This is a genomic window from Kitasatospora sp. NPDC028055 (assembly GCF_040637885.1).
In the GTDB taxonomy this organism is placed as follows: Bacteria; Actinomycetota; Actinomycetes; order Streptomycetales; family Streptomycetaceae; genus Kitasatospora.
The window spans coordinates 19,929-46,054 of the sequence record NZ_JBEZXE010000032.1 but is presented as its reverse complement, the minus strand read 5'-3'; the positions used below and the strand labels follow the sequence as shown (position 1 = coordinate 46,054).

Annotated in this window: 28 protein-coding genes and 1 tRNA gene; 18 read left to right on the top strand and 11 right to left on the bottom strand. The window is 71.6% G+C overall.

The window, feature by feature from the left end:
- Positions 1-104 precede the first annotated feature (104 nt).
- Positions 105-1,118 (top strand): hypothetical protein, encoded by a 1,014-nt coding sequence (locus AB0F71_RS26955; protein ID WP_360238981.1) that lies wholly within the window; start codon positions 105-107, stop codon positions 1,116-1,118.
- A 159-nt stretch (positions 1,119-1,277) separates the two neighbouring features.
- Here the strand turns inward: AB0F71_RS26955 and AB0F71_RS26950 are convergent, their stop codons facing one another.
- Positions 1,278-1,871, bottom strand: a complete 594-nt coding sequence (locus tag AB0F71_RS26950; protein WP_360238978.1) for an isochorismatase family protein — start codon at positions 1,869-1,871, stop codon at positions 1,278-1,280.
- Positions 1,872-2,103: 232 nt separating this feature from the next.
- Entirely contained in the window at positions 2,104-3,420 is a 1,317-nt protein-coding gene (locus tag AB0F71_RS26945; protein WP_360238975.1) for a nicotinate phosphoribosyltransferase, read from the bottom strand.
- Between the two features lie 140 nt (positions 3,421-3,560).
- Here AB0F71_RS26945 and clpS point away from each other — a divergent pair, with 140 nt between their 5' ends.
- The 7 genes from clpS (at position 3,561) to AB0F71_RS26910 (ending at position 8,476) form a co-directional block, all read left to right on the top strand.
- Positions 3,561-3,854, top strand: coding sequence for an ATP-dependent Clp protease adapter ClpS (clpS, locus tag AB0F71_RS26940; RefSeq protein ID WP_030284071.1), 294 nt, complete (start codon positions 3,561-3,563; stop codon positions 3,852-3,854).
- Positions 3,855-3,950: 96 nt separating this feature from the next.
- Positions 3,951-4,523 carry a DUF2017 domain-containing protein gene (locus tag AB0F71_RS26935; protein WP_360238972.1) on the top strand — a complete coding sequence of 191 codons (573 nt, stop codon included), beginning with the start codon at positions 3,951-3,953 and terminating at the stop codon, positions 4,521-4,523.
- A gap of 220 nt (positions 4,524-4,743) precedes the next feature.
- Positions 4,744-6,186 carry an amino acid permease gene (locus AB0F71_RS26930; protein ID WP_360238969.1) on the top strand — a complete coding sequence of 481 codons (1,443 nt, stop codon included), beginning with the start codon at positions 4,744-4,746 and terminating at the stop codon, positions 6,184-6,186.
- A gap of 112 nt (positions 6,187-6,298) precedes the next feature.
- The gene (locus tag AB0F71_RS26925; protein ID WP_360238966.1) at positions 6,299-6,730 is read left to right on the top strand and encodes a M67 family metallopeptidase; all 432 of its coding nucleotides are present in this window, start codon (positions 6,299-6,301) and stop codon (positions 6,728-6,730) included.
- A gap of 150 nt (positions 6,731-6,880) precedes the next feature.
- On the top strand, positions 6,881-7,000 hold the full coding sequence (locus tag AB0F71_RS26920; protein WP_317621128.1) for a putative leader peptide: 120 nt from the start codon (positions 6,881-6,883) through the stop codon (positions 6,998-7,000).
- Positions 7,001-7,122: 122 nt separating this feature from the next.
- Positions 7,123-7,401, top strand: coding sequence for a MoaD/ThiS family protein (locus tag AB0F71_RS26915; protein ID WP_097237732.1), 279 nt, complete (start codon positions 7,123-7,125; stop codon positions 7,399-7,401).
- A gap of 106 nt (positions 7,402-7,507) precedes the next feature.
- Entirely contained in the window at positions 7,508-8,476 is a 969-nt protein-coding gene (locus AB0F71_RS26910; RefSeq protein ID WP_360238963.1) for a cysteine synthase, read from the top strand.
- Positions 8,477-8,496: 20 nt separating this feature from the next.
- On the opposite strand, the gene AB0F71_RS26905 is transcribed toward AB0F71_RS26910, so the two are convergent.
- Entirely contained in the window at positions 8,497-8,952 is a 456-nt protein-coding gene (locus AB0F71_RS26905) for a type II toxin-antitoxin system PemK/MazF family toxin (protein WP_360238960.1), read from the bottom strand.
- 189 nt (positions 8,953-9,141) lie between these two features.
- Here AB0F71_RS26905 and AB0F71_RS26900 point away from each other — a divergent pair, with 189 nt between their 5' ends.
- Both AB0F71_RS26900 and AB0F71_RS26895 read left to right on the top strand, forming a co-directional pair.
- Positions 9,142-9,330 (top strand): MerR family transcriptional regulator, encoded by a 189-nt coding sequence (locus AB0F71_RS26900; RefSeq protein ID WP_360238957.1) that lies wholly within the window; start codon positions 9,142-9,144, stop codon positions 9,328-9,330.
- Positions 9,331-9,539: 209 nt separating this feature from the next.
- Positions 9,540-10,286, top strand: a complete 747-nt coding sequence (locus AB0F71_RS26895; RefSeq protein WP_360238954.1) for an MBL fold metallo-hydrolase — start codon at positions 9,540-9,542, stop codon at positions 10,284-10,286.
- A 26-nt stretch (positions 10,287-10,312) separates the two neighbouring features.
- On the opposite strand, the gene AB0F71_RS26890 is transcribed toward AB0F71_RS26895, so the two are convergent.
- From AB0F71_RS26890 to AB0F71_RS26875, 4 genes are all read right to left on the bottom strand, one after another.
- Entirely contained in the window at positions 10,313-11,599 is a 1,287-nt protein-coding gene (locus tag AB0F71_RS26890) for an LLM class flavin-dependent oxidoreductase (protein WP_360238951.1), read from the bottom strand.
- Positions 11,596-12,672: an LLM class flavin-dependent oxidoreductase gene (locus tag AB0F71_RS26885; protein WP_360238948.1), complete on the bottom strand. Its 1,077-nt coding sequence runs from the start codon at positions 12,670-12,672 to the stop codon at positions 11,596-11,598. The genes AB0F71_RS26890 and AB0F71_RS26885 overlap by 4 nt, the downstream gene beginning before the upstream one ends.
- 436 nt (positions 12,673-13,108) lie before the next feature.
- Positions 13,109-14,368: a PTS transporter subunit EIIC gene (locus AB0F71_RS26880; protein ID WP_360238945.1), complete on the bottom strand. Its 1,260-nt coding sequence runs from the start codon at positions 14,366-14,368 to the stop codon at positions 13,109-13,111.
- Positions 14,369-14,928: 560 nt separating this feature from the next.
- Positions 14,929-16,230, bottom strand: coding sequence for a PTS transporter subunit EIIC (locus tag AB0F71_RS26875; RefSeq protein WP_360238942.1), 1,302 nt, complete (start codon positions 16,228-16,230; stop codon positions 14,929-14,931).
- A gap of 404 nt (positions 16,231-16,634) precedes the next feature.
- Here AB0F71_RS26875 and AB0F71_RS26870 point away from each other — a divergent pair, with 404 nt between their 5' ends.
- The 4 genes from AB0F71_RS26870 to rdgB all read left to right on the top strand — a co-directional run bounded on the left by AB0F71_RS26870 (position 16,635) and on the right by rdgB (position 18,919).
- Positions 16,635-16,868, top strand: a complete 234-nt coding sequence (locus tag AB0F71_RS26870; protein WP_037619188.1) for a PTS glucose/sucrose transporter subunit IIB — start codon at positions 16,635-16,637, stop codon at positions 16,866-16,868.
- Positions 16,869-17,003: 135 nt separating this feature from the next.
- On the top strand, positions 17,004-17,729 hold the full coding sequence (gene rph / locus AB0F71_RS26865) for a ribonuclease PH (RefSeq protein ID WP_360238939.1): 726 nt from the start codon (positions 17,004-17,006) through the stop codon (positions 17,727-17,729).
- A gap of 160 nt (positions 17,730-17,889) precedes the next feature.
- Positions 17,890-18,282: a hypothetical protein gene (locus AB0F71_RS26860; protein WP_360238936.1), complete on the top strand. Its 393-nt coding sequence runs from the start codon at positions 17,890-17,892 to the stop codon at positions 18,280-18,282.
- A 31-nt stretch (positions 18,283-18,313) separates the two neighbouring features.
- Positions 18,314-18,919 (top strand): RdgB/HAM1 family non-canonical purine NTP pyrophosphatase, encoded by a 606-nt coding sequence (rdgB, locus tag AB0F71_RS26855; RefSeq protein ID WP_360238933.1) that lies wholly within the window; start codon positions 18,314-18,316, stop codon positions 18,917-18,919.
- 74 nt (positions 18,920-18,993) lie between these two features.
- Here the strand turns inward: rdgB and AB0F71_RS26850 are convergent.
- Together AB0F71_RS26850 and AB0F71_RS26845 are read right to left on the bottom strand one after the other, a co-directional pair.
- A tRNA-Leu gene (locus tag AB0F71_RS26850) sits at positions 18,994-19,081 on the bottom strand.
- 12 nt (positions 19,082-19,093) lie between these two features.
- Positions 19,094-19,975, bottom strand: a complete 882-nt coding sequence (locus tag AB0F71_RS26845; protein ID WP_360238930.1) for an HNH endonuclease — start codon at positions 19,973-19,975, stop codon at positions 19,094-19,096.
- Positions 19,976-20,301: 326 nt separating this feature from the next.
- Between AB0F71_RS26845 and AB0F71_RS26840 the strand changes: the two genes are divergently transcribed.
- Complete coding sequence (locus AB0F71_RS26840) at positions 20,302-22,665, top strand: glycosyl hydrolase family 18 protein (protein ID WP_360239116.1); 2,364 nt, start codon at positions 20,302-20,304, stop codon at positions 22,663-22,665.
- Positions 22,666-22,784: 119 nt separating this feature from the next.
- Here the strand turns inward: AB0F71_RS26840 and bcp are convergent, their stop codons facing one another.
- A complete protein-coding gene (bcp, locus tag AB0F71_RS26835; RefSeq protein WP_360238927.1) occupies positions 22,785-23,258 on the bottom strand; it encodes a thioredoxin-dependent thiol peroxidase in 474 nt (157 codons plus the stop codon).
- Between the two features lie 156 nt (positions 23,259-23,414).
- Between bcp and AB0F71_RS26830 the strand changes: the two genes are divergently transcribed.
- On the top strand, positions 23,415-23,756 hold the full coding sequence (locus AB0F71_RS26830; protein ID WP_360238924.1) for a DUF3618 domain-containing protein: 342 nt from the start codon (positions 23,415-23,417) through the stop codon (positions 23,754-23,756).
- Between the two features lie 199 nt (positions 23,757-23,955).
- Positions 23,956-24,258: a co-chaperone GroES gene (locus AB0F71_RS26825; RefSeq protein ID WP_232543252.1), complete on the top strand. Its 303-nt coding sequence runs from the start codon at positions 23,956-23,958 to the stop codon at positions 24,256-24,258.
- A gap of 60 nt (positions 24,259-24,318) precedes the next feature.
- Here the strand turns inward: AB0F71_RS26825 and AB0F71_RS26820 are convergent, their stop codons facing one another.
- A complete protein-coding gene (locus tag AB0F71_RS26820) occupies positions 24,319-25,038 on the bottom strand; it encodes an SDR family oxidoreductase (protein ID WP_360238921.1) in 720 nt (239 codons plus the stop codon).
- 144 nt (positions 25,039-25,182) lie between these two features.
- On the opposite strand from AB0F71_RS26820, the gene AB0F71_RS26815 reads away from it, so the two are divergent.
- Positions 25,183-26,118 (top strand): LysR substrate-binding domain-containing protein, encoded by a 936-nt coding sequence (locus AB0F71_RS26815; protein WP_360238919.1) that lies wholly within the window; start codon positions 25,183-25,185, stop codon positions 26,116-26,118.
- Positions 26,119-26,126: the final 8 nt, after the last annotated feature.

Sequence of the window (26,126 nt, the reverse complement as noted above, 5' to 3'; positions counted from 1 at the left end):
CGACGGTTGAGTAACAGTGCGTCAGGCAGTGGCACGGGGGGCGTGGCGGTTGGGGATGGTGGGCGCATGAGCGAACGTAGTGAGCGATTCGTCGAGGGGCGCGCATGAACTACCGGATCCCCTCGCCGCCGCCGTCCCTGGAGGAGCTGGCGAAGCGTCAGCAGAACGTCGTCACCGCGAGCCAGCTGCGCGCCCGGGGCGTGCCGGCCCGGGTCATCACCGAGCACTGCCGCCACGGCGGCCCCTGGCAGCGGCTGCTGCCCAGGGTCTACCTGCTCCAGTCCGGCGAGCCCACCCCGGAGCAGCGGATGTGGGCCGCGCTGCTGTACGCGGCGCAGAACGGCCGGGAGGAGGGCCGCCGGGAGGGCGCGGTGATCACCGGGGCGGCCGCGCTGGCGCTGTACGGCTTCGCCGCCGTGCCCCGGCTGCCCGCGGTGACCGGGGTGGACGTCCTGGTGCCCCGCCAGCGTCGGCTCAAGGACGCCGGCGAGGTGCGGATCCGGCGCACCGAACGGGAGTTGGTGGCCCGCTCGGTGCACGGCCTGGCCTGCGCGCCGGTGGCCCGGGCGGTCTCCGACGCGCTGGTCGAGTGGACGGCGGACGGGCTCCCGGTGGACGCCCCGGTGCCGGTGCGCGAGGTGCTCCGGGAGGCCGTCGCCCGCCCGGAGAACCGCTGCACGGTACGGGAGTTGGCCGCCGAGCTGATCGAGTCGGGGCTGACCGGGGAGCCCCGGGTGCGCGCCGCGCTGGACGAACTCCTCGCCGCCGAACGGGACTTCGTGCTGGAGAAGGTCGACCGGCTGGTGGACGAGTGGCTGCTGCCCGCCCCGCTGGTCGCCCCGGAGCTGCGGATGCGCGGCGGCACCTACATCGGTGTCCCGGACCTCTACTGGCCGGAGCAGGGCGTCGCGGTGGAGGTGGACTCGGACCTGCGCTGTGTCAGCGAGGGCGAGGCCGCCTGGGTGCGCGGCGGCCAGCACCGGATGGAGTACCTGGGGATCCGGGTGGTGTACGTCTCCGGCGCCCGGCTGGCCGCGGAACCGGAGGCGGTCGGCGGTGAGCTGCGCGAGGCCTACCGGGCGGGCGGGACGGACGTGGTGGAGCTGATGGTGGTCTGAGCACCGGCCGCGCACCCGGCCCCCGGGCCCCGATCGGGCCCGGGCCGGGCCCAGCGGCCGGGCCCAGTACGTCGGGCCGAGCGACCGGGCTCAGTGCGCCGGGCCCAGTACGCCGGGCCGAGCGGCCGGGCTCAGTACGCCCCGTTCAGTACGCCCGCCTCACGCCGGCCGGACCACCGGCACGCCGACCAGCTCGACCCCGGCCGCCTCCAGCTCCGCCAGCGCCGCGGCGGTGGTCTCCGGCGCCACCCCGGCGGTGAGGTCGAGCAGCACCCGGGTGGTGAAGCCGGCCCGGGCGGCGTCCAGGGCGGTGGCCCGGACGCAGTGGTCGGTGGCGATGCCGACCACGTCGATCTCGTCGACCTGCCGTTCGCGCAGCCACTCCACCGGGCCGCGGTTGTTCTCGTCCAGCCCCTCGAAGCCGCTGTAGGCCGCCGAGTAGGCGCCCTTGTCGAAGACCGCCTCGACCGCGCCAGAGATCACCGCGGGGGCGAAGTTGGGGTGGAAGCCCACGCCTTCGGTCCCGGCCACGCAGTGCACCGGCCAGCTGGAGACGTAGTCCGGCTCGGCGGAGAAGTGCGCGCCCGGGTCGATGTGGTGGTCGCGGGTGGCGAGGATGTGCTGGTAGCCGGCGGAGGACTCGGCGATCAGGTCGGTGATGGCGGCGGCCACCTCGGCGCCGCCCGCGACGGCCAGGCTGCCGCCCTCGCAGAAGTCGTTCTGCACGTCGACGACGATCAGTGCCCGGTGCATGGCTCGCATCCTCGGATGTGGGGGCGGGTGCGCCCCGGTGGCGGGTTCCTCGCGAACGCCGGACGGCCGGGGAGGAACTCCAGGGGAACTCTACGGCTGACTCTAGGGAGTGGCGCGCGGCGGCGGAAGGCTTGGGGCCCGTCTTCGGGCTCCGGCCCACGGGCCGGAGCCCGGGAGTCGGGCAGTCGATCAGGTCGGTCGGTCGATCAGCTCGGGCAGTCGGTCAGATCGGTCAGTCGATCAGCTCGGTGGGGATGACCGGGTCGCCCTTGGACAGCTGGGTGGCTGACAGGGGCAGCGCGGCCCGGGCCCGGACGTGCCGGTCGCGGGCGGCGGTCAGCGGCTCGCGGCCGACGGTCTCGCCGGCCAGCACCAGCGGCACCTGGACGAGGTGGGGCCGCAGTTCCTCGGGGACCGGTCCGGTGCCGACCACCTCGGCCTCGGCGACGCCCTCGGCGTCGGGTCGGCGGGCGGCCCACTTGCGGCCGCCGATGCTGGTCTTGCCGCCGGCCGCGCGCTTGGCGACCGGGACGAGCGGGCCGTCCGGGGTCTGGGCGCGGGCGACCAGCTTGTAGACCATGGCGCAGGTCGGGTGGCCGCTGCCGGTGACCAGGCTGGTGCCGACCCCGTAGCCGTCCACCGGGGCGGCGGCGAGGGCGGCGATGGCGTACTCGTCGAGGTCCGAGGTGACGATGATCCGGGTCTTCTCGGCGCCGAGCTCGTCGAGCTGACGGCGGACCCGGTGGGCGGCCAGGATGAGGTCGCCGGAGTCGATCCGGACCGCGCCGAGTTCGGGCCCGGCCACCTCGACGGCGGTGCGGACGGCCTCGTGCAGGTCGAAGGTGTCGATCAGCAGGGTGGTGCCCCGGCCCATCGACTCGATCTGGGCCCGGAAGGCGTCGCGTTCGCTGTCGTGCACCAGGGTGAAGGCGTGTGCGGAGGTGCCGGTGGTGGGGATGCCGTGCAGGTAGCCCGCCTCCAGGTCGGAGGTGGCGGCGAAGCCGGCCACGTAGGCGGCCCGGGCGGCGGCGACGGCGGCCTGCTCGTGGGCCCGGCGGGCGCCCAGTTCGATCACCGGCCGGCCGCCGGCCGCGGCGGTCATCCGGGAGGCGGCGGCCGCGACGGCGGAGTCGAAGTTGAGGATGGAGAGGATGACCGTCTCCAGGATCACCGTCTCGGCGAAGCTGCCCTCGACGGTGAGCAGCGGCGAGCCGGGGAAGTAGACCTCGCCCTCGGGGTAGCCGTGGATGTCGCCGCGGAAGCGGTAGTCGGCCAGGAACCGCAGGGTGTCCTCGTCCACGACGCCCTGCTCGGACAGCCAGTCCAGCTGGGCGGTGTCGAAGCGGAAGTTCTCGACGGCGTCCAGCACCCGGCCGGTGCCGGCCATCACGCCGTAGCGGCGGCCGCTGGGGAGGCGTCGGGTGAACACCTCGAAGACGGAGCGGCGGTGCGCGGCCCCGCTGCGCAGGGCGGCCTGCAGCATGGTGAGCTCGTAGCGGTCGGTGAGCAGCGCGGTCGAGCCGGCCGCGCGCACTGATGTGGCGTCCATGAGGATGATGCTACTACCACTTAGCGTCAGAGTGACGATTTCTCTCGACGTGACCCGGGGCGGAATCGCCCGGGTGTCCCCCGGATGGCAGCATGGGGCGTGAGGAGTCACGGACGAGTGTGCAACGAGGAGGCCTGCCGGTGAGTGTCGCGCCCGTGGAGATCGAGCGCCCGGAGGTCGAAGGACAGCCGGTGACGGAGCCGGACACGCCCTGGGTGACCATCGTGCACAACGACCCGGTCAACCTCATGAGCTACGTCCAGTACGTCTTCCAGGCCTACTTCGGCTACCCGAAGGACAAGGCCCGGAAGCTGATGATGGACGTGCACACCAAGGGTCGGGCAGTGGTCTCCAGCGGCTCCCGCGAGGAGATGGAGCGGGACGTCCAGGCGATGCACGGCTACGGCCTGTGGGCGACGCTGCAGCACGACTGACCTCCCCTCCGGCGCCCGACCGACCGGGCGACCGACTGACCGCCCGCCTCCCCGGCGGTGCGGCCGAAGACGACGAAGACGGGCTGACCGATACAGATGGCTGGGTTGTTCGAGAGCACCGGCGATGGTGGCGCGGCGATCGCGCTGGACGAGGTGGAGGCCTCCATCCTGCGCTCGCTGGAAGTGCAGATGCTGGAGCTGATCGGCCCCGGCCCGGGCGGGGAGAGCGACGATCCGCTGGCGGCGCTGTTCGCCGAGGGGCCGAGCGAGGCGCCCGCCGACCCGGCGCTGGCCCGGCTGTTCCCGGACGCCTACGGCGACCCGGCCGCGCCGGCCGACGCCGAGGCGCAGGCGGCCTCCGCCGAGTTCCGCCGCTACACCGAGCTCGACCTGCGGGCCCGCAAGCGGGACGACGCGCTGCAGGTGGTCCGGTCGCTGGACGGCCTCGGCGGTGGCGGGGTGCTCAAGCTGGCGGCCCCCGACTGCCTGCACTGGCTGGGCGCGCTCAACGACCTGCGGCTGACCCTCGGGGCGCGGCTGGAGATCACCGAGGAGGACGAACAGGGCCTCTACGGACTGCCGGACGGCGACGAGCGCAAGCCGCTGGTGATGGCGTACCTCTGGCTCGGGGCGCTCCAGGAGTCGCTGCTGGAGGCGATCACCGACTGACCACGGAGCGATTTCCTCCGCTCCGCCCGGCGATCCTGCCCGCTTTCGGGCAAGCCCCGGCCGTTCCGTCCAGTATGTGGACGATCGGCCGGGGCATTTTCGCATAAATCGGGCAAAACCTAGCAGGGCATGCTCAAATATCGCTCAGATGAACACCGGTATCCGGATCGGGCGTGGTACGACTTCTCCCCACAAACGAGACCCACCAGGACGGGTGACCATGGCCGAGCAGATCTACGACCAGGTGGTCGACGGGAAACCGGACGAAGAGGGCTACGAGCGGGGGCTCGGCAGCCGCCAGATCCAGATGATCGCGATCGGCGGCGCGATCGGCACCGGCCTCTTCCTCGGCGCCGGCACCGCGATCTCCAAGTCCGGGCCGAGCCTGATCCTCTCCTACGCGGTGGCCGGCCTGGTGATCTTCGTGATCATGCGCGCCCTCGGCGAACTGCTCACCTACCGCCCGGTCTCCGGCAGTTTCGCCGAGTACGCCCGGGAGTTCCTCGGCCCCTTCGCCGGCTACGTCACCGGCTGGACGTACTGGCTGTTCTGGGTCGTCACCGGCATGGCCGAGACCACCGCCGCCGCCGTGTACGTCAAGTTCTGGGCGCCCGACATCCCGCAGTGGGTCAGCGCGTTGACCTTCCTGGTCATCCTCTACGCGGCCAACCTGATCTCGGTGAAGCTGTTCGGCGAGATCGAGTTCTGGTTCTCCATGGTCAAGGTCACCGCCATCATCGGCATGATCCTGATCGGCATCGGCGTGCTCACCCTGGGGTTCAGCAAGGCCGGTGACACCGCGTCGATCACCCACCTGTGGCAGGACGGCGGCTTCTTCCCCAAGGGCATCGGCGCCACCGTGATGACCCTGCAGATCGTCATGTTCGCCTACCTGGGCGTCGAACTCGTCGGCGTCACCGCGGGCGAGAGCGAGAACCCCGAGAAGACCTTGCCGCGCGCCATCAACACCCTGCCCTGGCGCATCGCGCTGTTCTACATCGGCGCCCTGGTGGTCATCCTCTCGCTGGTGCCGTGGCGGGAGTTCCAGCCCGGCGTCAGCCCGTTCGTCGCCGCCTTCGGCAAGATCGGCATCCCCGCCGCGGCCGGCATCATCAACTTCGTGGTGCTCACCGCGGCGCTGTCCTCCTGCAACTCCGGGATGTACTCCACCGGCCGGATGCTGCGCGACCTCGCCCTGCGCGGCCAGGCCCCCGGTCAGCTCACCAAGCTCAACAGCCGCCGCACCCCGGCCTTCGCGATCACCGTCTCCTGCCTGCTGATGGGCGCCGGCGTGGTGCTCAACTACCTCGTCCCGGCCCGGGCGTTCGAGTACATCACCTCGGTCGCCACGGTCTGCGGGCTGTGGACCTGGGCGATGATCCTGATCTCGCAGATCCGCTACCGCAAGGCCTGGCAGGCCGGCCACCTGCCGCCGCCCACCTTCAAGGCCCCCGGCGGCGCCTGGGCCAGCTGGGCCGCCCTCGCCTTCCTCGCCATGGTCGTGGTGCTGATCGCCCTGGACGCCGACAACCGGATCTCGCTGTACGTCTTCCCCGGCTGGGCGCTGGTGCTGGTGATCGGCTACCAGGTGCTCAAGCGCCGCAACCCGGAGTCCGTCCACGGCGTCGCCCACGACCACCTGCACGCCCGCAACGGCGGCTGACACCCCCGGCACGGCCGGGCGTCCGCGGGCCCGCGACCGGGTGGCGGACACCCGGCGACCGGGCCTCGGACGCCCCGGCGGGCATCGGCCGGGGCGTGGCATCCTGACCGACATGCTGACCATCACCCGAGAAATCCGCGACCGGATCGTGGCCCACGCCCGCGCCGACCACCCGGACGAGGCCTGCGGCGTGGTCGCCGGACCGGCCGGCAGCGGCCGGCCCGAGCGGTTCATCCCGATGCTCAACGCGGCCCGCTCGCCCACCTTCTACGAGTTCGACTCGGGCGACCTGCTCAAGCTCTACCGCGAGATGGACGACCTGGACGAGGAGCCGGTGATCGTCTACCACTCGCACACCGCCACCGAGGCCTACCCCTCCCGCACCGACGTGAGCTACGCCTCCGAGCCGTTCGCCCACTACGTCCTCGTCTCCACCGCCGAGGGAACCGCCGAGGACGACCCCTACCAGTTCCGCTCGTTCCGCATCGTGGACGGCGAGATCACAGAGGAAGACGTCCAGGTCGTCGAGGCCTACCCGGCCTGACCGGCACCCACCTGGACCCGGCCCGCCGACCCGCCCCGAGCGGTCGGCGGGCCCCTGTCGTCCCCGAGGAATCTCAGCATCGGAAACGAAAGCATCCGGATCGCGGGACGGGCATGTCGGAGCGGGCCCGGGAATCTATACGATGAGCCCATGCGTTCCGTCGATGTGAGCAACCAGGCCCCGGGCACCCGCCTCGTGGCGCGCCTGCACATCGACCTGTGCCGGCACGCCGGTGCGATCTGTCCCGGCACGCCCGCGCGCTCGCGCTGAGAGCCGCCCCGCCCCACCCGGGCCCCGCCGCCTCCCCGGCGGCGCCGAGCCCCGGGCACCCTCCGCCCCGCCGCGCCCGCTGCGGCCCACCCACCTCACACGACTCGCACAGGAGCGCACCCATGGCCATCGAGGTCCGCATCCCGACCATCCTCCGCACCTACACCGACGGCGCCAAGGCCGTCGAGGGCAACGGCAGCAACCTCGCGGAACTCTTCACCGACCTCGACGCCCGCCACCCGGGCATCGCCGCCCGCCTGGTCGACGGCGGCGAACTGCGCCGCTTCGTCAACGTCTACCTGAACGACGAGGACGTCCGCTTCCTGGAGGGCATCTCCACCGCCCTCGCCGACGGCGACAGCGTCACCATCCTGCCCGCCGTGGCCGGCGGCGCCCGCTGACCTCCCGGTTCCCCCGGCGCCGACCCGCCCTGCCCGTGACGGGGGCGGGGCCGGGGCCGGGGGAACCGCCCCTCTTCACCCTCACCGCCGTGGCCGGAGGCCTCCCTTGCGATACGACAGTCCGCTCGAAGCCGTCGGCAACACCCCGCTGGTCCGCCTGCCGCGGCTGTCCGCCGCCGTCCCCGGCAACGACGGCGGCCTGGTGACCCTCTGGGCCAAGCTGGAGGACCGCAACCCCACCGGCTCCATCAAGGACCGCCCGGCGCTGCACATGATCGAGCGCGCCGAGGCCGCCGGCCGGCTCACCCCCGGCTGCACCATCCTGGAGCCCACCAGCGGCAACACCGGCATCTCGCTCGCCATGGCCGCCAAGCTCAAGGGCTACCGGATGGTCTGCGTGATGCCCGAGAACACCAGCGAGGAACGGCGCGAACTGCTCCGGATGTGGGGCGCCGAGATCATCGCCTCCCCGGCCGCCGGCGGCTCCAACACCGCCGTGCGGATCGCCAAGGAGATCGCCGCCGAGCACCCCGACTGGGTGATGCTCTACCAGTACGGCAACCCCGACAACGCGAGCGCCCACTACGCCACCACCGGCCCCGAGATCCTCACCGACCTCCCCACCGTCACCCACTTCGTGGCCGGCCTCGGCACCACCGGCACCCTGATGGGCGTCGGCCGCTACCTGCGCGAGAAGGTCCCCGGCGTGCGGATCGTCGCCGCCGAACCGCGCTACGACGACCTGGTGTACGGGCTGCGCAACCTCGACGAGGGCTTCGTCCCCGAGCTGTACGACGCCGAGGTGCTCACCACCCGCTTCTCGGTCGGCTCCGCCGACGCCGTCCGCCGCACCCGCGAACTCCTCCAGCAGGAGGGCATCTTCGCGGGCGTGTCCACCGGCGCCATCCTGCACGCCGCGATCGGCGTCGGCCGCAAGGCGGCGGCCGCCGGGGAGCGCGCGGACATCGTCTTCGTGGTCGCGGACGGCGGCTGGAAGTACCTCTCCACCGGCATCTACACCGCCGAATCCACCGAGGCGGCCGTCGAGGCGCTGCAGGGCCAGCTCTGGGCCTAGTGGCCTAGTGTCCTGGCGCCTCAGTGACCTGAGAGCGCCCGCTGGGCCCGGGACCAGACCTGGCGGTCCACGGTGCCGGCCCGGCGGCGGAAGGCCGAGAGCGGCACCTCGCGCAGCTCGTCGGTCTCCAGCCAGCTGGTCCGGCCCTGCCGGTCGCCCACCGAACCGGGCGGCAGCGGCAGCACGCCCGGGCGCTCGGCGTGGTGCTTGCTGGTGATCTTCGCGACGGTGGCGGTCCGGCCGTGCACCCGCAGCACCAGGCAGGGGCGGTCCTTGGCGCCCGGGCCGTCCTCGAACGGCACCTCGGCCCACCAGATCTCCTGCGGCTCCGGCCCGGCCCCGGTGCGCGGGCGCGGCCGCGGGCGGGTCGGGGCGGTCGGGCGGGACGCCGGGCGGGTGCGCCTGACCAGCGCCGCCGCGACGGCGGCCAGCACGGCGACGCCCGCCAGCAGGAGAACGATCCAGATGCCAGTCATGCCGCGAACCGTACCGGGCCGCCGGTGAACGCCACCACCGTGTCGGCCGTGACAGTTGAGCATTTGTCCGTACGTTGCTCCCGGTTCGTCACGGATCCGCCACGACGCCCGTTCCGCGGCCTGCGTCCCGGTGCCGCCCGGAAAGGCTGCCCCACGAACGTCCGCCCCCGTCCCCCCGGAGGTGCCTTCGTGAACAGCGACGCACTGTGGTCGTACGCCGAGATCGCCCGGCACATCAACGTCCAGCCCGAGACCGTCCGCAACTACCGGCGGCACGGCCTGCTGCCCGAGCCGGACGTGATCGACGGCAGCGGACACCCCCGCTGGTACCCCGAGACCATCCGCACCTGGGCCCGCAACCGCCCCCGGCACCGCTGATTCCGCGCCGCGGCCCCCGCCCCGGCGGTCTGGGTGATTCCAGCCACAGCCCGGCACGGGGACGGGGGCAAAGTGCTGCTCCGCCCTTACCCTCGACACACCAACGCAGTGCTACCGGCCGGTCCACCGGCCCGGCCTGCCGTTTTCCATGCTGTTTCCATGTCGTACGCCAACAGCAGCCAGGACCGTGTCGGGGCGGAGGGGCTCGGATGAAACTGACCGTGGTGGGGTGCTCGGGGAGCTTCCCGTCCGCCGACTCGCCGTGCTCCAGCTACCTGGTCGAGGCCGACGGCTACCGCGTGGTGCTGGACCTCGGCAACGGCGCGCTCGGCGCGCTGCAGAAGTACACCGGCCTCTACGAGGTCGACGCCGTCCTGCTCAGCCACCTGCACGCGGACCACTGCGTCGACCTGTGCGCCTACTGGGTCGCCCGTAACTACCGCGCCGAGGGCTGCCCCGACCTGCTCCCGGTGTACGGCCCGGCCGGCACCGCCGAGCGGCTCGCCCGGGCGTACGACATGCCGGAGAACCCCGGGATGAAGGAGGTGTTCGAGTTTCGCACGCTCACTCCGGGCAGCTTCGAGCTCGGCCCGTTCCGGGTCTCCGTCGCGCAGGTCAACCACCCGGTGGACGCCTTCGCCTTCCGGCTGGAGCACGGCGGCCGCTCGCTGGTCTACTCCGGTGACACCGGTGAGTGCCCCGAGCTGGTCGAACTCGCCCGGGACGCCGACCTGTTCCTCTGCGAGGCCGCCTACCTGGACGGCCGCGACACCTACCAGGCCGTCCACCTCAACGGCCGGGAGGCCGGTGAGCACGCGGCCGCCGCCGGGGCGCACCGGCTCGTGCTCACCCACATCCCGCCGTGGACCGACGCCGAGCGCAACCGCCGCGACGCCGCCGCCGCGTACCCCGGCCCGGTGGAGCTGGCCCGGGCCGGCGCGGTGTACGAGATCTGACCGTCCGGGGCCACCCGGGCCGCGCCTCAGCGCCGGCCGGGCACCGGCAGGCCGAGGTGGTCGCGCAGGGTCGGGCCGGTGTAGTCGGTGCGGAACACCCCGCGTTCCTGGAGCAGCGGGACGACCCGGTCGACGAACTCGTCCAGGCCGCCCGGGGTGAGGTGGGGGACGAGGATGTAGCCGTCGGCCGCGTCGTTCTGCACGAAGTGGTCGATCTGCCCGGCGACGGTGGCGGGGGAGCCGATGAAGGACTGCCGGCCGGTCACCTCGATGACCAGTTCACGGCTGGTCAGGTTCTTCTCCGCGGCCAGCGCCCGCCAGCGTGCGGCGGTGCCCACCGGGTCCGGGATCCGGACCCGGCCCTGGACCAGCGCGCTGTCCGGGTCGGGGTCGACGCTCGGCAGCGGCCCGTCCGGGTCGTGGCCGGACAGGTCGACGCCCCAGACCTGCTCCAGGTAGTTGATCGTGGTCTGCGGCCCGACCTGGGCCCGGCGGACCTCGGCGGCGCGCTCGGCGGCGTCGGCGTCGGTGTCGCCGAGGACGAAGGTGGCCGCGGGCAGGATCTTCAACTCGTCCGGCTTGCGGCCGTAGGCGGCCAGTCGCCGTTTGACGTCGCGGTGGAAGGCCTGGCCGTCGGCGAGGGTGGAGTGGCGGCTGAAGATGACGTCGGCGGCGGACGCGGCGAACTCGCGCCCCTCGTCGGAGTCCCCGGCCTGGATGACCACCGGGTGGCCCTGCGGCGGGCGGGGCAGGGAGAGCCGGCCCTCGACCTCGAACTGCGGCCCGGAGTGCCGCACCCCGGCGGCCCCGGCATCCCAGAACTCCCTTGCCAGTTCGACGAATTCGGCGGCCCGAGTGTAGCGGTCGGCACGGTCCAGGTAGCCGCCGCGGCGGAAGTTCTCCCCGGTGAAGGCGTCCGAGGAGGTGACCACGTTCCAGGCCGCCCGGCCGCCGGAGAGGTGGTCCAGGGAGGCGAAGCGGCGGGCGAGTTCGTACGGCTCGTTGAAGGTGGCGTTCACCGTGGCCGCCAGGCCGATCCGTTCGGTGACGGCGGCCAGGGCGTTCAGCACGGTGATCGACTCGGGGCGGCCGACCACGTCCAGGTCGTGGATGCGGCCGTTGGTCTCGCGCAGCCGCAGGCCCTCGGCAAGGAAGAAGAAGTCGAACTTCCCGCGTTCGGCGGTCTGCGCGAGGTGGCGGAAGGAGTCGAACTCGATGTGGCTGCCGGAGGCCGGGTCGCTCCACACCGTGGTGTTGTTGACGCCGGGGAAGTGGGCGGCGAGGTGGATCTGCTTGAGCGGACGGTCCGTCATCGGGTCACCTCGGCGAGGGCGGGGGAGTCGGTGGTGGGGGAGGCGGCGGCGGGGGAGCCGGTGGGGGCGCTCGCCGCGGGGACGGCGTAGCGGCTGGCCGGACGGGGCAGGCCGAGGTGGTCGCGCAGGGTGCGGCCGGAGTGGCCGGCGCGCAGCAGTCCGGCGGCGCGCAGGGCCGGGGCGGTCCGCTCGGCGAGCGCGGCCAGGTCGCGCGCGGGCTCGGCGGGGACGAGGTGGAAGCCGTCCACGCCGGTGCCGGTGGCGCTGAGTTCGGCGAGCAGCCGCTGCTCGGCGGCCCGGTCGGGCAGGGCGGCGTCGAGCCGGGCGAGGATGCGCAGCTGTTCGCCGGAGCGCAGCCGCAGTTCGGTGGCGGCGGTCAGCCGGGCGGCCCGGTCGGGGGCGTCCAGGAGGACGACGTCGGCGTACCGGATCGCGGTGGCGACCCGGGCCCGCCCGCCGGGGGAGGCGTCCCGGGCGAGGTCGGCGGCGGCCACCGGCACCACGACCACCGGGCGGCCCTGCGGCGGGCGCGGGGTGATGGAGGGGCCGCGGACCGAGAAGTGCCGGCCCTCGAAGTCGATGTAGTGCAGCTTGTCGCGGTCGACGAACCGGCCGGTGGCGGTGTCGCGGATCTCCGCGTCGTCCTCCCAGCTGTCCCAGAGCCGGGCGGCGACCTCGGCGGCGTCGGCCGCCTCGGCCCACAGCTCGTCCTCGGGGGCGACCGGGCGGCGGCCGAAGGCCCTGGTCTCGGCCTCGGTGCCGGAGACGCCGACCAGCCAGCCGGCCCGGCCCGCGCTCACCCAGTCCAGGGTGTTGAGCGAGATGGAGGTGTGGAAGGGCTCGGTGTGGGTGGTGGTGACGGTGGGGACCAGGCCGATCCGCGAGGTCAGCGGAGCGATCCGGGCGAGGGTGGCGAGTGCGTCGGGGCGGCGCGGCTCGGGGGTGAAGGAGTCGTCGAGGGTGACGAAGTCCAGGCCGGCGCGCTCGGCGAGCAGGGCGAGGCCGGCGTAGTGGGCGGCGTCGAGGTGGTCGGGACTGTCGATGGCGGCGGAGAGGTGCAACTGGCGGGGCATGGCGGGCCTGGCTTTCCTCGTGCGGGGTGCGCGGAGGGGCGCGGACGCGTGCGGACGGCGGCCCGTACGGGTACGGGCTGCGGTCGCGCGCGGCGCGGGTGCGCGGTGGCGGCCCGTGGGCAGGCGGAGGCCCGCGACGGGCGGGGGAGGAGGACGGCCGGCGCCGGGCGGGGACTCAGCCGGGCGGCGGCGGGGCGAAGGGTCGGCTCAGCCGCGACACGCCGCCGACCACACGCGACCGAAGTCGATGTGGCTGCGGGTCACCAGCGGGCACGAGGCGTTCACCGGTTCAGTTGACCAGGGCCTCCGGCGGTTCGTCAACCGTCGTTTCCGTACGGTGGAACCTCCCCCACGGACATCCGGACACGCCGAAGGCCCCGCCCGGCCGCCGGGGGAGCGGCGGTGGGCGGGGCCTTCGGGGCGGGCGGGACCGGCGTCAGGCCTTGGTCACGTCCTCGATCTCGCTGTCGTCCTCGCGACCGGGGGTCTTGAGGTTGAACTTGGTGATCGCGAAGCGGAACGTGAAGTAGTAGATCGCCGCGAAGACCAGGCCGATCGGGATGATCAGCAGCGGGTTCTTGGCCAGGCTGAAGTTGATCGTGTAGTCGATCAGACCGGCCGAGAAGCTGAATCCGTGGTGGATGCCGAGGCCCCAGGTGACGGCCATCGAGACGGCGGTCAGCACCGCGTGGATCGCGTACAGGACCGGGGCGATGAAGAGGAAGGTGAACTCGATCGGCTCGGTCACACCGGTGACGAAGCTGGTCAGCGCGATCGAGATCATCATGCCCATGACGGCCTTGCGGCGCTCGGGGCGGGCGCAGTGGGCGATCGCGAGGGCGGCGGCCGGCAGTGCGAACATCATGATCGGGAAGAAGCCCGCCTGGAACTGGCCGGCCGTCGGGTCGCCCGCCAGGAAGCGGTTGATGTCGCCGTGCACGACGGTGCCGTCCGGCTTGGTGAAGTCACCGGTCTGGAACCAGGCGTAGGTGTTGACGAACTGGTGCATGCCGATCGGGATCAGCGCGCGGTTGACCAGGCCGAAGATGCCCGCGCCGACCGCGCCCGCGCCCACCAGGCTGTTGTTGACGTGCGAGATCGCGTCGCCGACGGGCTGCCAGCCGAGGCCGAACAGGACGCCCAGGCCGGTGCCGACGAAGGCCATGATGATCGGGACGAGTCGACGGCCGTTGAAGAAGCCCAGCCAGTCGACCAGCTTGGTGCGGTGGAACCGCTGCCACAGGATGGCCGCGAGCAGACCGACCACGATGCCGCCGAGGACACCCGGGTCCTGCGGCTTGCCCGCGGGGAGGGCGGCCGTGACGGTGCCGTCCGCCGGGAAGGCGGTCAGCACGTTCTTGAACACGAGGTAACCGACCAGTGCCGCCAGCGCGGTGGAACCGTCCGCCTTCTTGGCGTAGCCGATCGCGATACCGACGCAGAACAGCAGCGGCAGCGCGCCGGTGATGGCGGTACCCGCGGCGCCGAAGACCTCGACGAGCTTCGCGGGGAAGTGCCACTTCTCATGGACGTCGGGCTGGCCCAGACGCGCCAGCAGACCGGCCGCCGGCAGCACGGCGATCGGCAGCTGGAGGCTGCGACCGACCTTCTGGAGACCGGGGAGGACGGCATTGCCGAACTTCTTGATCGGCGCCGGAGCCTTGGCGGGCGCCGGTGCCTGCGCAGACTGACTCATGGGGGTGGGTTCCTAACGGCATGGCGGTCGGTCGGGGGGAAGGCACGGGGGCCGAACCGCGAACTGGTCTACACCACACGTGGTGTAGACCAGTTTTGTAGCACGGGTGGAGAAGTCGGGGAAGCCCGGATAGCAGGGTTGTCGACAAGCGCTATGAAATCGAAACCTGGATCCGGAGCGGTGATCATGATTTCAGTCGCGATTGTGATTTTGGCTATTTGCGCAACAAAAAGCGCCGAGCCCGTGCGGCGCCCGGGTCGCGGCGGGTCCGGCGGTCGCCGGCGGGGTCGCTCCCGGACGATCCGGCCGCTCCCGGGCGTGCGCCGCGGCTGCTGAGAGTGACCGGAGGGTCGCGGACGTGCCCGGCGGGGCGCCCCCGCCCGTGCTCGGCACCCGTCCCGACCGCCGTCCGGCCGGCCGGATCGCGACCGAATTACCATTTCGGTGACCCGCTGGTAGGGAATTCCGTCCTTCGGTGAAATGCCGAAGGCCCCCGGACCGGCGGGTCCGAGGGCCTTTGTGGGGCGGTGCTCCGGGATTTGTTCCGTACGGTCGGGGAATCAGGCCTTGGTGACGTCCTCGACCTCGGTCTCGTCCTCGCGCCCCGGTGTTTTCAGATCGAATTTGACGATGATGAACCGGAACAGCGCGTAGTACACCGCGGCGAAGCAGAGCCCGATGACGATGATCAGCCACGGTTTGGTGGCGAGCCCCCAGTTGATCACGTAGTCGATCAGACCGGCCGAGAAGCTGAAGCCGTCGTGCACCCCCAGCCCCCAGGTGACCGCCATCGAGGCGCCGGTCAGCAGCGCGTGCACGGCGTACAGGGCCGGGGCGATGTAGGCGAAGGAGTACTCGATCGGCTCGGTGACGCCGGTGACGAAAGAGGTCAGGCCGACCGAGAGCATCAGGCCGTAGATCTCCTTGCGGCGGTGCGGCTTGGCCGAGTGCGCGATCGCGAGTGCCGCGGCGGGCAGCGCGAACATCATGATCGGGAAGAATCCGGACTGGAACTGCCCCGCCGTCGGGTCGCCCGCGAGGAAACGCGGGATGTCGCCGTGCACGATGCTGCCGTCGGCCTTCGTGAACTCGCCGAACTGGAACCAGACGAAGGTGTTCAGCAGCTGGTGCATACCGATCAGCAGCAGCGCGCGGTTGAACAGGCCGAAGATGCCCGCGCCGCCCGCCCCGAGATCGGCGAGGTTCTGCGAGAAGTCGTTCAGGCCGCGGCCGATCGGCGGCCAGACCCACAGGGCGATGCAGGCGGTGGCCAGGCCCACCACGGCGGTGATCATCGGGACGAGGCGGCGGCCGTTGAAGAAGCCCAGCCAGTCGACCAGTCTGACGCGGTGGAACCGGACCCACAGCCAGGCCGACATCAGGCCGATCAGGATGCCGCCCAGCACCCCCGGGTTCTGGTACGCCGCGGCCGCGGCCTTGGCCGAGCTGTAGTCCACGCACTGGGCGGTCCACGCGTCGGGGATCTGGACAGTACCGGCCTTGCAGTGCTCCGGGAACGCGTGCAGCACCTTGTAGTAGACGAGGAAGCCGACCACGGCCGCGAGCGCCGTCGAACCGTCCGCCTTCTTCGCCATGCCGATCGCCACGCCGATGCAGAACAGCAGCGGCAGGCCGAGCGAGGAGTCGAGCAGTGCGCCGCCGGCCGCCGCGAAGACCTTGGCGACGTTGTTCCAGCCCAGGCCGTCCTTGCCGAACACGTCCGGCTGGCCGAGCCGGTTGAGGATGCCCGCCGCGGGCAGCACCGCGACCGGGAGCTGGAGGGAGCGGCCCATCTTCTGGAGGCCGCCGTAGAAGGTGTGCCACCACAGGTTCTGCGGGGCCGTGGCGCCTGCCGAACTCATCCTTCGCCCTCCGAGCGCAGTTGCCGACTGGTGGGCCCCTGCGGGACCCTCGGGCGGGGGTCAGGAACACCCGGGGTCCTTCCTGCGTTCATCGGAGTACACATATATTGGTGTAGACCACTTTGGGACGCAGGCCGGACGCCGGGACGCGAGCCCCGCTGATCGTCATCCTCGGGTGGCGACCCGGAGCCTGCGCGCCGGAATGGGCCAAAAGTGGACTAACGTGGCAGACCGGACCTGCTCGGGTCATGCTGGTCGCGCTGCCCGGCAGCGCGACCCCAGCTGAACCCGCGTCAGCCACCGGCACGGACCTCGCCACCCGACGGCCGAGGACCGAACCCCAGCACAGCGCAGGACGGCACCCGGCAGAGCCGCCGAAGAGCCGAGACAGAGGGAGAAACCACATGGCCAGCAAGGCTGAGAAGATCGTCGCCGGTCTGGGCGGCATCGACAACATCGAAGAGGTCGAAGGCTGCATCACCCGCCTGCGCACCGAGGTCAGGGACGCCTCCCTCGTCGACGAGGCCGCCCTCAAGGCGGCCGGCGCCCACGGCGTCGTCAAGATGGGCACCGCGATCCAGGTCGTCATCGGCACCGACGCCGACCCGATCGCCGCCGACATCGAGGACATGATGTGAGCTGAGCCACCCAGGCTCGATCACCCAGGCTTTACCAGCCAGGCTCCACCACCCACGGCCCGCCGACCCGCCCACGCGGACGGCGGGCCGAGGCGCATCCGGAACCGGCGTTCGCAACAGCTACGCTCAGTGGCTATGTCACGTATCGACGGCCGCACCCCCGACCAGCTCCGCCCCATCACCATCGAACGGGGCTGGAGCAAGCACGCCGAAGGCTCCGTCCTCGTCTCCTACGGCGACACCAAGGTGCTGTGCACCGCCAGCGTCACCGAAGGCGTCCCGCGCTGGCGCAAGGGCAGCGGCGAAGGCTGGGTCACCGCCGAATACTCCATGCTCCCGCGCGCCACCAACACCCGCGGCGACCGCGAATCCGTCAAGGGCCGCATCGGCGGCCGCACCCACGAGATCAGCCGACTCATCGGCCGCTCGCTGCGCGCCGTCATCGACCACCGCGCCCTCGCCGAGAACACCATCGTCCTCGACTGCGACGTCCTCCAGGCCGACGGCGGCACCCGCACCGCCGCCATCACCGGCGCCTACGTCGCCCTCGTCGACGCCGTCTCCTGGGCCCGCGACCGCAAGCTCCTGCGCGCCAAGGGCCAGCCCATCACCGGCGGCGTCAGCGCCGTCAGCGTCGGCATCATCGACGGCGTCCCCATGCTCGACCTCCAGTACGAGGAGGACGTCCGCGCCGAGACCGACATGAACATCGTCTACACCTCCGACGGCCGCTTCGTCGAGGTCCAGGGCACCGCCGAAGGCGCCCCCTTCGACCGCGCCCTGCTCGACCAGCTGCTCGACCTCGGCACCCTCGGCTGCGCCGAACTCGACCAGATCCAGCGCAAGGCACTCGAAGGCTGAACCTCCCCCCGGAGTGAACCTCCCCCCGGAGTGAACCGGGCCCGGCCCGCTGTACACGCGCGGCCCGCAGCCCGTACGGTTCCCGCAGCACCCCGCTGCGGGAACCGCGCCCCGTCCGCGCGCGTCCTCCCCCACGGAACCCGCGCCCCAGGAGGACCGGATGGCCTCGTCGAGCATCGCCCGCCCCGCCGCCCTCGCCGTGGCCGCACTGATCGCGATCCTCCCGCTCAGCATGGTGAGTTGCTCCGCCGCCCAGAAGGCCATCGACTGCGGCAACACCGCCGTCAAGGTCACCGGCGACCTCGCCGACCTCACCAAGGCCTACGACAACTCCAGCAACGACTCGGCCGCCGCCGGCAAGGCGCTCCAGAAGCTCAAGGGCGACCTCGACCAGATCGGCAGGAACTCGAAGAACACCGACGTCGCCAAGGCCGTCACCGACCTCCAGAAGCAGGCCGACAAGGTCCAGCAGGCCGTCGACAGGAAGCAGGCCCCCGACCTCAAACCGCTCGGCGACGCGGCCGGCAACCTCACCTCGGTCTGCACCGGCTGACCGTCCGCCGGATCTCGATAGGGTGGGCGATATGTCCACCCGCCTGATCCTCGCCACCCGCAACCAGCACAAGGTCGCCGAGCTGCGCGCCATCCTCACCGACGCCGGCCTGGACGTCGAACTCGTCGGCGCCGACGCCTACCCCGAGATCCCGGACGTCCCCGAGACCGGCGTCACCTTCGCCGAGAACGCCCTCCTCAAGGCCCACGCCCTCGCCCGCGCCACCGGACTGCCCGCCGTCGCCGACGACTCCGGCCTCTGCGTCGACGTCCTCAACGGCGCCCCCGGCATCTTCTCCGCCCGCTGGGCCGGCAAGCACGGCGACGACCTCGCCAACCTCAACCTGCTGCTCGCCCAGCTCTCCGACATCGCCGAACCCCACCGCGGCGCCCACTTCTTCTGCGCCGCCGCCCTCGCCCTGCCCGACGGCACCGAACGCGTCGTCGAGGGCCGCCTCCTCGGCACCCTGCGCACCGCCCCGGCGGGCGACGGCGGCTTCGGCTACGACCCGATCCTCCAGCCCCTCGGCGAGACCCGCACCTGCGCGGAGCTCACGGCGGAGGAGAAGAACGCCATCAGCCACCGCGGCAAGGCCTTCCGCGGCCTGGTCCCGGTGGTCAAGGACCTCCTCGGCTGACGGGAAGTCTGAAACGACGAAGGCCCGCCCCGAGATCACTCTCGGGGCGGGCCTTTGAATCTTAGGTGTAAGGCTGGTGCGGCCTGAGGGATTCGAACCCTCACGGGGTTTCCCCCACCGGATCCTAAGTCCGGCGCGTCTCGCCAGCTCCGCCAAGGCCGCCTGGCCTCTAGTCTAGGGCCTCGCTTCCGATGGGAACACCGCGATTTCCCGTGGCGCCTTGCGCTTGTTCTTGTTTCGCCCGCAATAGGTGTCGGTGACGGCGTGGCAGTTCGGGCAGAGCAGGCGGAGGTTCTCCCGCCGGTTGTCGAGCCAATCGCCGTTGATGTGGTCCACCTCCAGCGTCATCGGTCGTCCGCGCCACGTCGGGGGTGTGCCGCACAGATCGCAGACATCGGGATGCCCGATGTGCACGAGCATGGTTCGAAGTCGCTCGCCCGGGACCCGCCGGCTTCCCGCCGGGCGCCGGACCAGCAACTCCTCGGCCGTGCGCCGCGGGCCGGTTCGTTGCCCCTTGTTGTGCGCCCGCCCGGTGAAGTGGCTGGTGTCGAGTTGGTGGAAGTCGATGGCCTCCCGCAGCAGGGTTCGCGAGTTGCCGCAGTCGGTCATGCCGAGTGCGAGGATCACGCCGCGGACACTGCGGTGCGCGGCCACGGCCTGCGCCAGCGCCTCCTTCGGGATGGCTTCGGCCCTGCTGCGGCCGTCGCCCCGGAACTTGAAGTGCGAGGTGTCGATGCCGAAATCGGCCAGGCGCTTCTTCAGGTACCCGTAGAGGCTGTCGTACGGCGTGACGCCCAGGTGGGCCATCATCGCGTTGATGCTGTCGCTGTTCGCCGCCGCCTCGGCCAACACCTCCCGCGGGTAGCGGCGGCGCCCGTAGTCGGGGCGGCCGTGGTTGAAGTGCGAGGTGTCGATCCCGAAGTGCCTGAGTCGCTTGCTCAGGTAGCTGTGCGTGCCGCCCGCCATCGGCACGCCGAGCTTGCGCATCATCTCGTTGACGCTGGTGGACTCGGCCGCGAGCTCGGCGAGCAGTTCGCGGGTGTACTTGACCGGCATGGCGGTCCCCCTTGGGCAGTTGTCGTGCCCCTTCCCCGGTATGCGAACGACCGGGGGGTGGTTTGGTTACGGGTCATCGGGGGTTTGCCGAGTGATGACCAATTGGTACAGACCTATTGACCTATGTGGTTCAGACCACATAGCTTCGGCGCCAATTGAATCCCCCACGTGCGTGCTCCCCCACAGGTACGCGCCGACACTCTCTCCTGGAGGACCGAGTGTTGATCCGTAGTACGGCGGAGCGGCGTCCCACCGCTGCGATCCGCCGCAAGAGTGCCCGGGCGGGCGTGGCGTCGTTGGCGGCGGTGTCGCTGGCGGGGCTGTTGATGGCGACGCTGGGTGCGGCGCCCTCGCAGGCGTCGGCGGCCGTCGACAACGCGGCCTGTCGCCCGGACGGGCTGTACCAGACGCCCGGGGTGGACGTCCCGTACTGCTCGGTCTACGACACCAGCGGGCGCGAGAAGATGGGCGCGGACCACCAGCGCCGCATCATCGGGTACTTCACCGGCTGGCGCACCGGCAAGAACGGCGACCAGCCCTACCTGGTGAGCGACATCCCCTGGGACAAGGTCACCCACCTCAACTACGCCTTCGGGCACGTCGGCGGCGACAACAAGCTGTCGGTCGGCACGGACGGGCCGACCAACGAGGCCACCGGGATCTCCTTCCCGGGCGTGCCGGGTGCGGAACTGGACCCGACGCTGCCGTACAAGGGCCACTTCAATCTGCTGACGAAGTTCAAGAAGCAGTACCCGAACGTCAAGACCCTGATCTCGGTGGGCGGTTGGACCGAGACCGGCGGCTACTTCGGGGACGACGGCAAGCGGGTCGGCTCCGGCGGCTTCTACTCGATGACGGTCAACCCGGACGGCAGCGTCAACCAGGCCGGCATCGACACCTTCGCCGCCTCCTCCGTCGACTTCATCCGCAAGTACGGCTTCAACGGCGTCGACATCGACTACGAGTACCCGACCTCGATGAAGGACGCCGGCAACCCGCTGGACTGGCAGCTCGCCAACGCCAAGCGCGGTTCGCTGGCCAAGGGCTACGCGGCGCTGATGAAGACCCTGCGGGAGAACCTGGACCGGGCGGGTGCCGCCGACGGCAGGCACTACCTGCTGTCGGTCGCGGCGCCGTCCTCCGGGTACCTGCTGCGCGGCATGGAGACCTTCCAGGTCGCCCAGTACCTGGACTACGTCAACATCATGTCGTACGACCTGCACGGCGCCTGGAACAAGTACGTCGGCCCGAACGCCTCGCTCTACGACGACGGCAAGGACGGCGAGTTGGCCGCCGCCAACGTGTACGGCACCGGCCAGTACGGCGGCATCGGCTACCTGAACGCCGACTGGTCGTACCACTACTTCCGCGGTGCGCTGCCGGCCGGCCGGATCAACGTCGGCCTGCCGTACTACACCCGCGGCTTCAAGAACGTCCAGGGCGGCACCAACGGCCTCTGGGGCACCGCTTCCGCGACCAGCTGCCCAGCAGGGTCCGGACTGACCTCCTGCGGTGACGGCGCGGTCGGGATCGACAACATCTGGAACGACAAGGACGACGCGGGCAAGGAGTCCCCGGCCGGGTCGAACCCGATGTGGCACGCGAAGAACCTGGAGAAGGGCGTCCTGCCCGACTACCTGGCCAAGTACGGGGTGACGGACACCGCCCTCCAGGGCAGCTACACCCGCAACTACAGCTCCTCGTTGGTGGCGCCGTGGCTGTGGAACGACACCAAGAAGGTGTTCCTGTCCACCGAGGACGAGCAGTCGGTGGGCGCCAAGGCGGACTACATCGTCAACCAGGGCGCCGGCGGCGCGATGATCTGGGAGCTCGCGGGCGACTACCGCTGGGACGCCACCGCCAACGGCGGCAAGGGCGAGTACGTGCCCGGTTCGACGCTGACCTCGCTGATGTACGACAAGTTCAAGGCGGCGAGCCCGTACGGTGCGGTCCGCTCGACGGTGGCGCTGCCGCAGCAGACCCTGCCGGTCGACGTGTCGTTCACCAACTTCGCGCTGGGCGACTCCAACTACCCGATCAACCCGAAGCTGCACATCGTCAACAACTCGACGCTGACCCTGCCGGGCGGCACCGAGTTCCAGTTCGACTACAGCAACTCGGCGCCGGGCAACGCCAAGGACCAGTCCGGCTTCGGGCTCCAGGTGATCCGGCAGGACAACCCGGGCCCGGGCAACGTCGGCGGGTTGAAGGGCACCTACAACCGGGTGTCGGTCAAGCTGCCGGGCTGGCAGTCGCTGGCGCCGGGCGCCTCGGTCGACATCGACTTCGTCTACTACCTGCCGGTGTCCACGCCGTCGAACTGGACGGTCAACGTGGGCGGCACGCTGTACGGGCTCAAGGGCGACCTGACCCGGGGTGCGGTGGACGGCGGCACGCCGACTCCGACTCCGACGCCTACCCCGACTCCGACCGGGACTCCGACGGGCACGCCGACCGCGACCCCGACCGGGACCCCGACGGGCACGCCCACCGGTACGCCGACCCCGACCGCGACCCCGACCTCCGGCGCCTGCACGGCCGCCCCGGGCTGGGACGCGGGTACCACCTACGCGACGCCGACCAAGGTGTCCTGGAAGGGGCACTACTACCAGAACAAGTGGTGGACCAAGGGCGACGACCCCTCCGCCAGTGGCGCCTGGGGCGTCTGGAACGACCTCGGGGCCTGCTGACGGCTGACGGCAGTCACCCGAGGTGAGGAACGGCGGTGGCGGCGCACCCGGTCGGGGGGTGGGCCGCCACCGCTTCGTTCAGTCCGTTCAGTTCAGTTCGTTCAGTGCGTTCCGGAGGCTCAGGCCCCGACCTTGAGGTCCCGCAGCAGCTTGGCGACGTGCCCGGTGGCCTTGACGTTGTAGAGGGCGCGCTCGACCTTGCCCTGCTCGTCCACGATGATCGTGGAGCGGATCACGCCCTGGTAGGTGCGGCCGTAGTTCTGCTTCTCGCCGTAAGCGGCGTAGGCCTCCAGCACCTGGTGGTCCGGGTCGGAGAGCAGGGTGACCTTGAGGTCCTCCTTCTCGCGGAACTTGCCGAGCTTCTCCGGCTGGTCCGGGGAGATGCCGATGACGTCGTAGCCGGCGCCCTCGAAGACCGCCAGGTTGTCGGTGAAGTCGCAGGCCTGCTTGGTGCAGCCGGGGGTGAGGGCGGACGGGTAGAAGTAGACGATGACCTTGCGGCCCAGGTGGTCGGCGAGCGAGACCTGGTTGCCGTCGGCGTCGGACAGGCTGAATGCGGGCGCGGTGTCGCCGGGCTGGAGACGCTCAGTCACGGTCGTACTCTCCTGGAGGCTGGGACGGACGGTCGTACCACGGCAAACTTACCTCCGTTGGTGGGTGGGGCCGCGCGCCCGTGCGTGGCAGCTGACAAACTGGGTTGGTCGCAGAGGACGACAGGACTACATCGGCAAGTGAATGGGGTGGCCCGAGTGGGCGACGCGAGCACGCAGGACAAGCCGGCGCGTACGGCTGCGCAGATCGAGGCGGACATCGAGCGCACCCGTGACCGGCTGGCGTCGAACCTGGACGAGCTGGCCGTGCGGATCCACCCGAGCACCATCTCCGCGCAGGTCAAGGCGAAGGCGATGGCCACCGTCGAGGAGAAGACGGCCCGGGCGTACGTGGCCGCGAGCGGCCTGGTGGAGAAGGTCAAGGCGCAGTTCCTGGACGAGAAGGGGCAGCCGCGCAAGGAGCGGATCGTCCCGGTCGCACTGGTCGGCCTCGGCCTGGTGGTGCTGCTGTCCTCCTCGCGCAAGCGCCGCGAGGACTGATCGGCGGATCGAGCGGGACCTCCGGAGGGCCGGGCCGCCGTCGGGCGGCCCGGCCCTTCCGCATGCCGGGCCAGCGTCACGCGCCGCGCCCGGGGGCGGTACCTTCGGGACCGTGAGTACGAACGACGAACCGACCCATTCCGATCACGAGCACGACGCGGTGCGGCACGACCGGCTGGGCGAGAAGCTGCCGATCCGGATGCTGCACGACCGCGTGCTGGTGCGCATCGAGGGCAGCGAGGGCGAGCGCCGCTCGACCGGCGGCATCCTGATCCCGGCGACGGCGGAGCTCTCGAAGCGCTGCACCTGGGCGGAGGCCGTGGCGGTGGGGCAGAGCGTGCGCTCGGTGGAGCCCGGTGACCGCGTGCTGTACGACCCGGAGGACAAGCTGGAGGTGGAGGTCCGCGGCGCCACCTACGTGCTGCTGCGCGAGCGGGACCTGCACGCGGTGGCGGCGAGCCGCTTCGGTGACACGGAGGGTTCGACCGGGCTGTACCTGTGACCGGCCCGTACCGCTGACCGGCGCGTACCGCTGACCGGCCCGGGCCCGTGACCGGGCGTCCTACGCGAGCAGCCCGCCGCCGTCGACGGTGAGGACGGTACCGGTGGCGAAGCGCTGTTCCATCAGGTAGGCGTAGGCCTCGGCGGTGTCCTCGGGGTCGCCGATCCGGCCGAGGGGCAGGGCGGCGGCGGTCTGCGCGTACAGCTGCTCGCGGTCGGCCTCGGGCAGGCCGGACCAGAGCGGGGTGCGGATCATCCCGGCCCGGACGGCGTTGACCCGGATCGGGGCGAGTTCCACGGCCAGCGCCCGGACGAGGGCTTCGACCGCGCCGCAGACGCTCGCGGCGACGCTCCAGCCCGGTACCGGGCGCAGGCCGGCGGTGCCGGAGGTGAGGGTGATCGAGCCGCCGGGGCGCAGCTGCGGGGTGGCGGCGCGGACAGCGTCGAGGGCGCCGAAGTAGCGCAGGGTGAAGAGGGCGCGGGCGGCGTCGAGGTCCATGGTGTCGACGGTCATCAGGGCGAGCGGGTCGCCGGCGGTGTAGACCAGGTGGTCGAGCGGGCCGAGGCGGTCGAAGAGGGCGCTGACCTGGTGGTTGTCGGTGAGGTCGGCGGTTTCGGCGGTGGTGCCGGCGGGCAGGGTGGCGAGGGCGCGTCGGGCGCTGTCCGGTCGGCTGGAGACGACGGTGACGCGGGCGCCGCGTTCGGCGGCGAGGGCGGCGGTGGCGAGGCCGATGCCGGAGGTGCCGCCGAGGACGACGACGTGCTGTTCCTTGAGGGGCATGGTGGCGCCTTTCGTGGTGTGGCCGGGGGGTTGTGTCGATCGTGCTCCGGGTGGGGTGGTGGCGTCCAAGACCTGTTCGGTCGGCTGTCATACCCTCGGGGTATCAGCGGTGAGCGGGCGCGGTGAGCGGGGGTGGCGGTGGCGGTGGACGTCGATCTGCGGAAGCTGCGGTACTTCGTGGCGGTGGCGCGGGAGTTGCACTTCGGTCGGGCGGCGGCGGAGCTGCACATCGCGCAGCCCGTGCTGTCGCGGCAGATCCGGGCGTTGGAGGCGGAGTTCGGTGCGCAGTTGTTCCGGCGTGACCGGCGTTCGACCGAACTGACGGACGCGGGGCGGCAGTTGTTGGAGGACGCGCCGCCGTTGCTGGCGGCGGCGGAGGCCTTGCGTCGTCGGGTGGGGCGGTCGGGGGAGGGGCCGGCGCGGTTCGTGGTGGGGTTCATGCCGGGGGTGGCGGTGACGGCGGCGGTGCGGGGGCTGCGCGAGCGGCATCCGGGGCTGGCGGTGGAGGTGGTGCGGACCTCCTGGGCCGATCAGGCGCGGATGGTGCTGGACGGCCGGGTGGATGTCTCCTGTGTCCGGTTGCCGGTGGACCGGCAGGGTCTGGTGCTGCGTCCGCTGTTCGCCGAGCCGCGGGTGGCGGTGTTGCCGGCCGGGCACCGGCTGGCGGGTGAGGCGTCGGTCGTGATGGCCGAGTTGGGTGGTGAGCTGTTGCTGCAGGATCCGGACTTCGTGCCGGAGTGGCGGGATCTGCCGGGGGTGTCGGGGCGGCGGCCGGAGCGGTCGCGGCCGCGGGTGGACACGGTGGAGGAGAAGCTGGAGTACGTGGCGGCGGGGGAGGGGATGGTGGTGCTGCCGTTGTCGATGGCGGCCTTCTACACCCGCGCGGACGTCGTGCATGTGCCGGTGTCGGACCTCGCGCCGCACCGGGTGTGCCTGGCCTGGGCGGCGGGGCGGACGTCGCCGCTGCTGGCGGAGTTCGCGGAGTTCGCGGAGTTGGCCGAGTCGGCCGAGTTGGCCGAGTCGGCCGGGTCGGCCGGGTCCGCGGCGGAGCAGCTCGGTTCTGTCGGTGGTAGCCGCTAGGGTCCGGG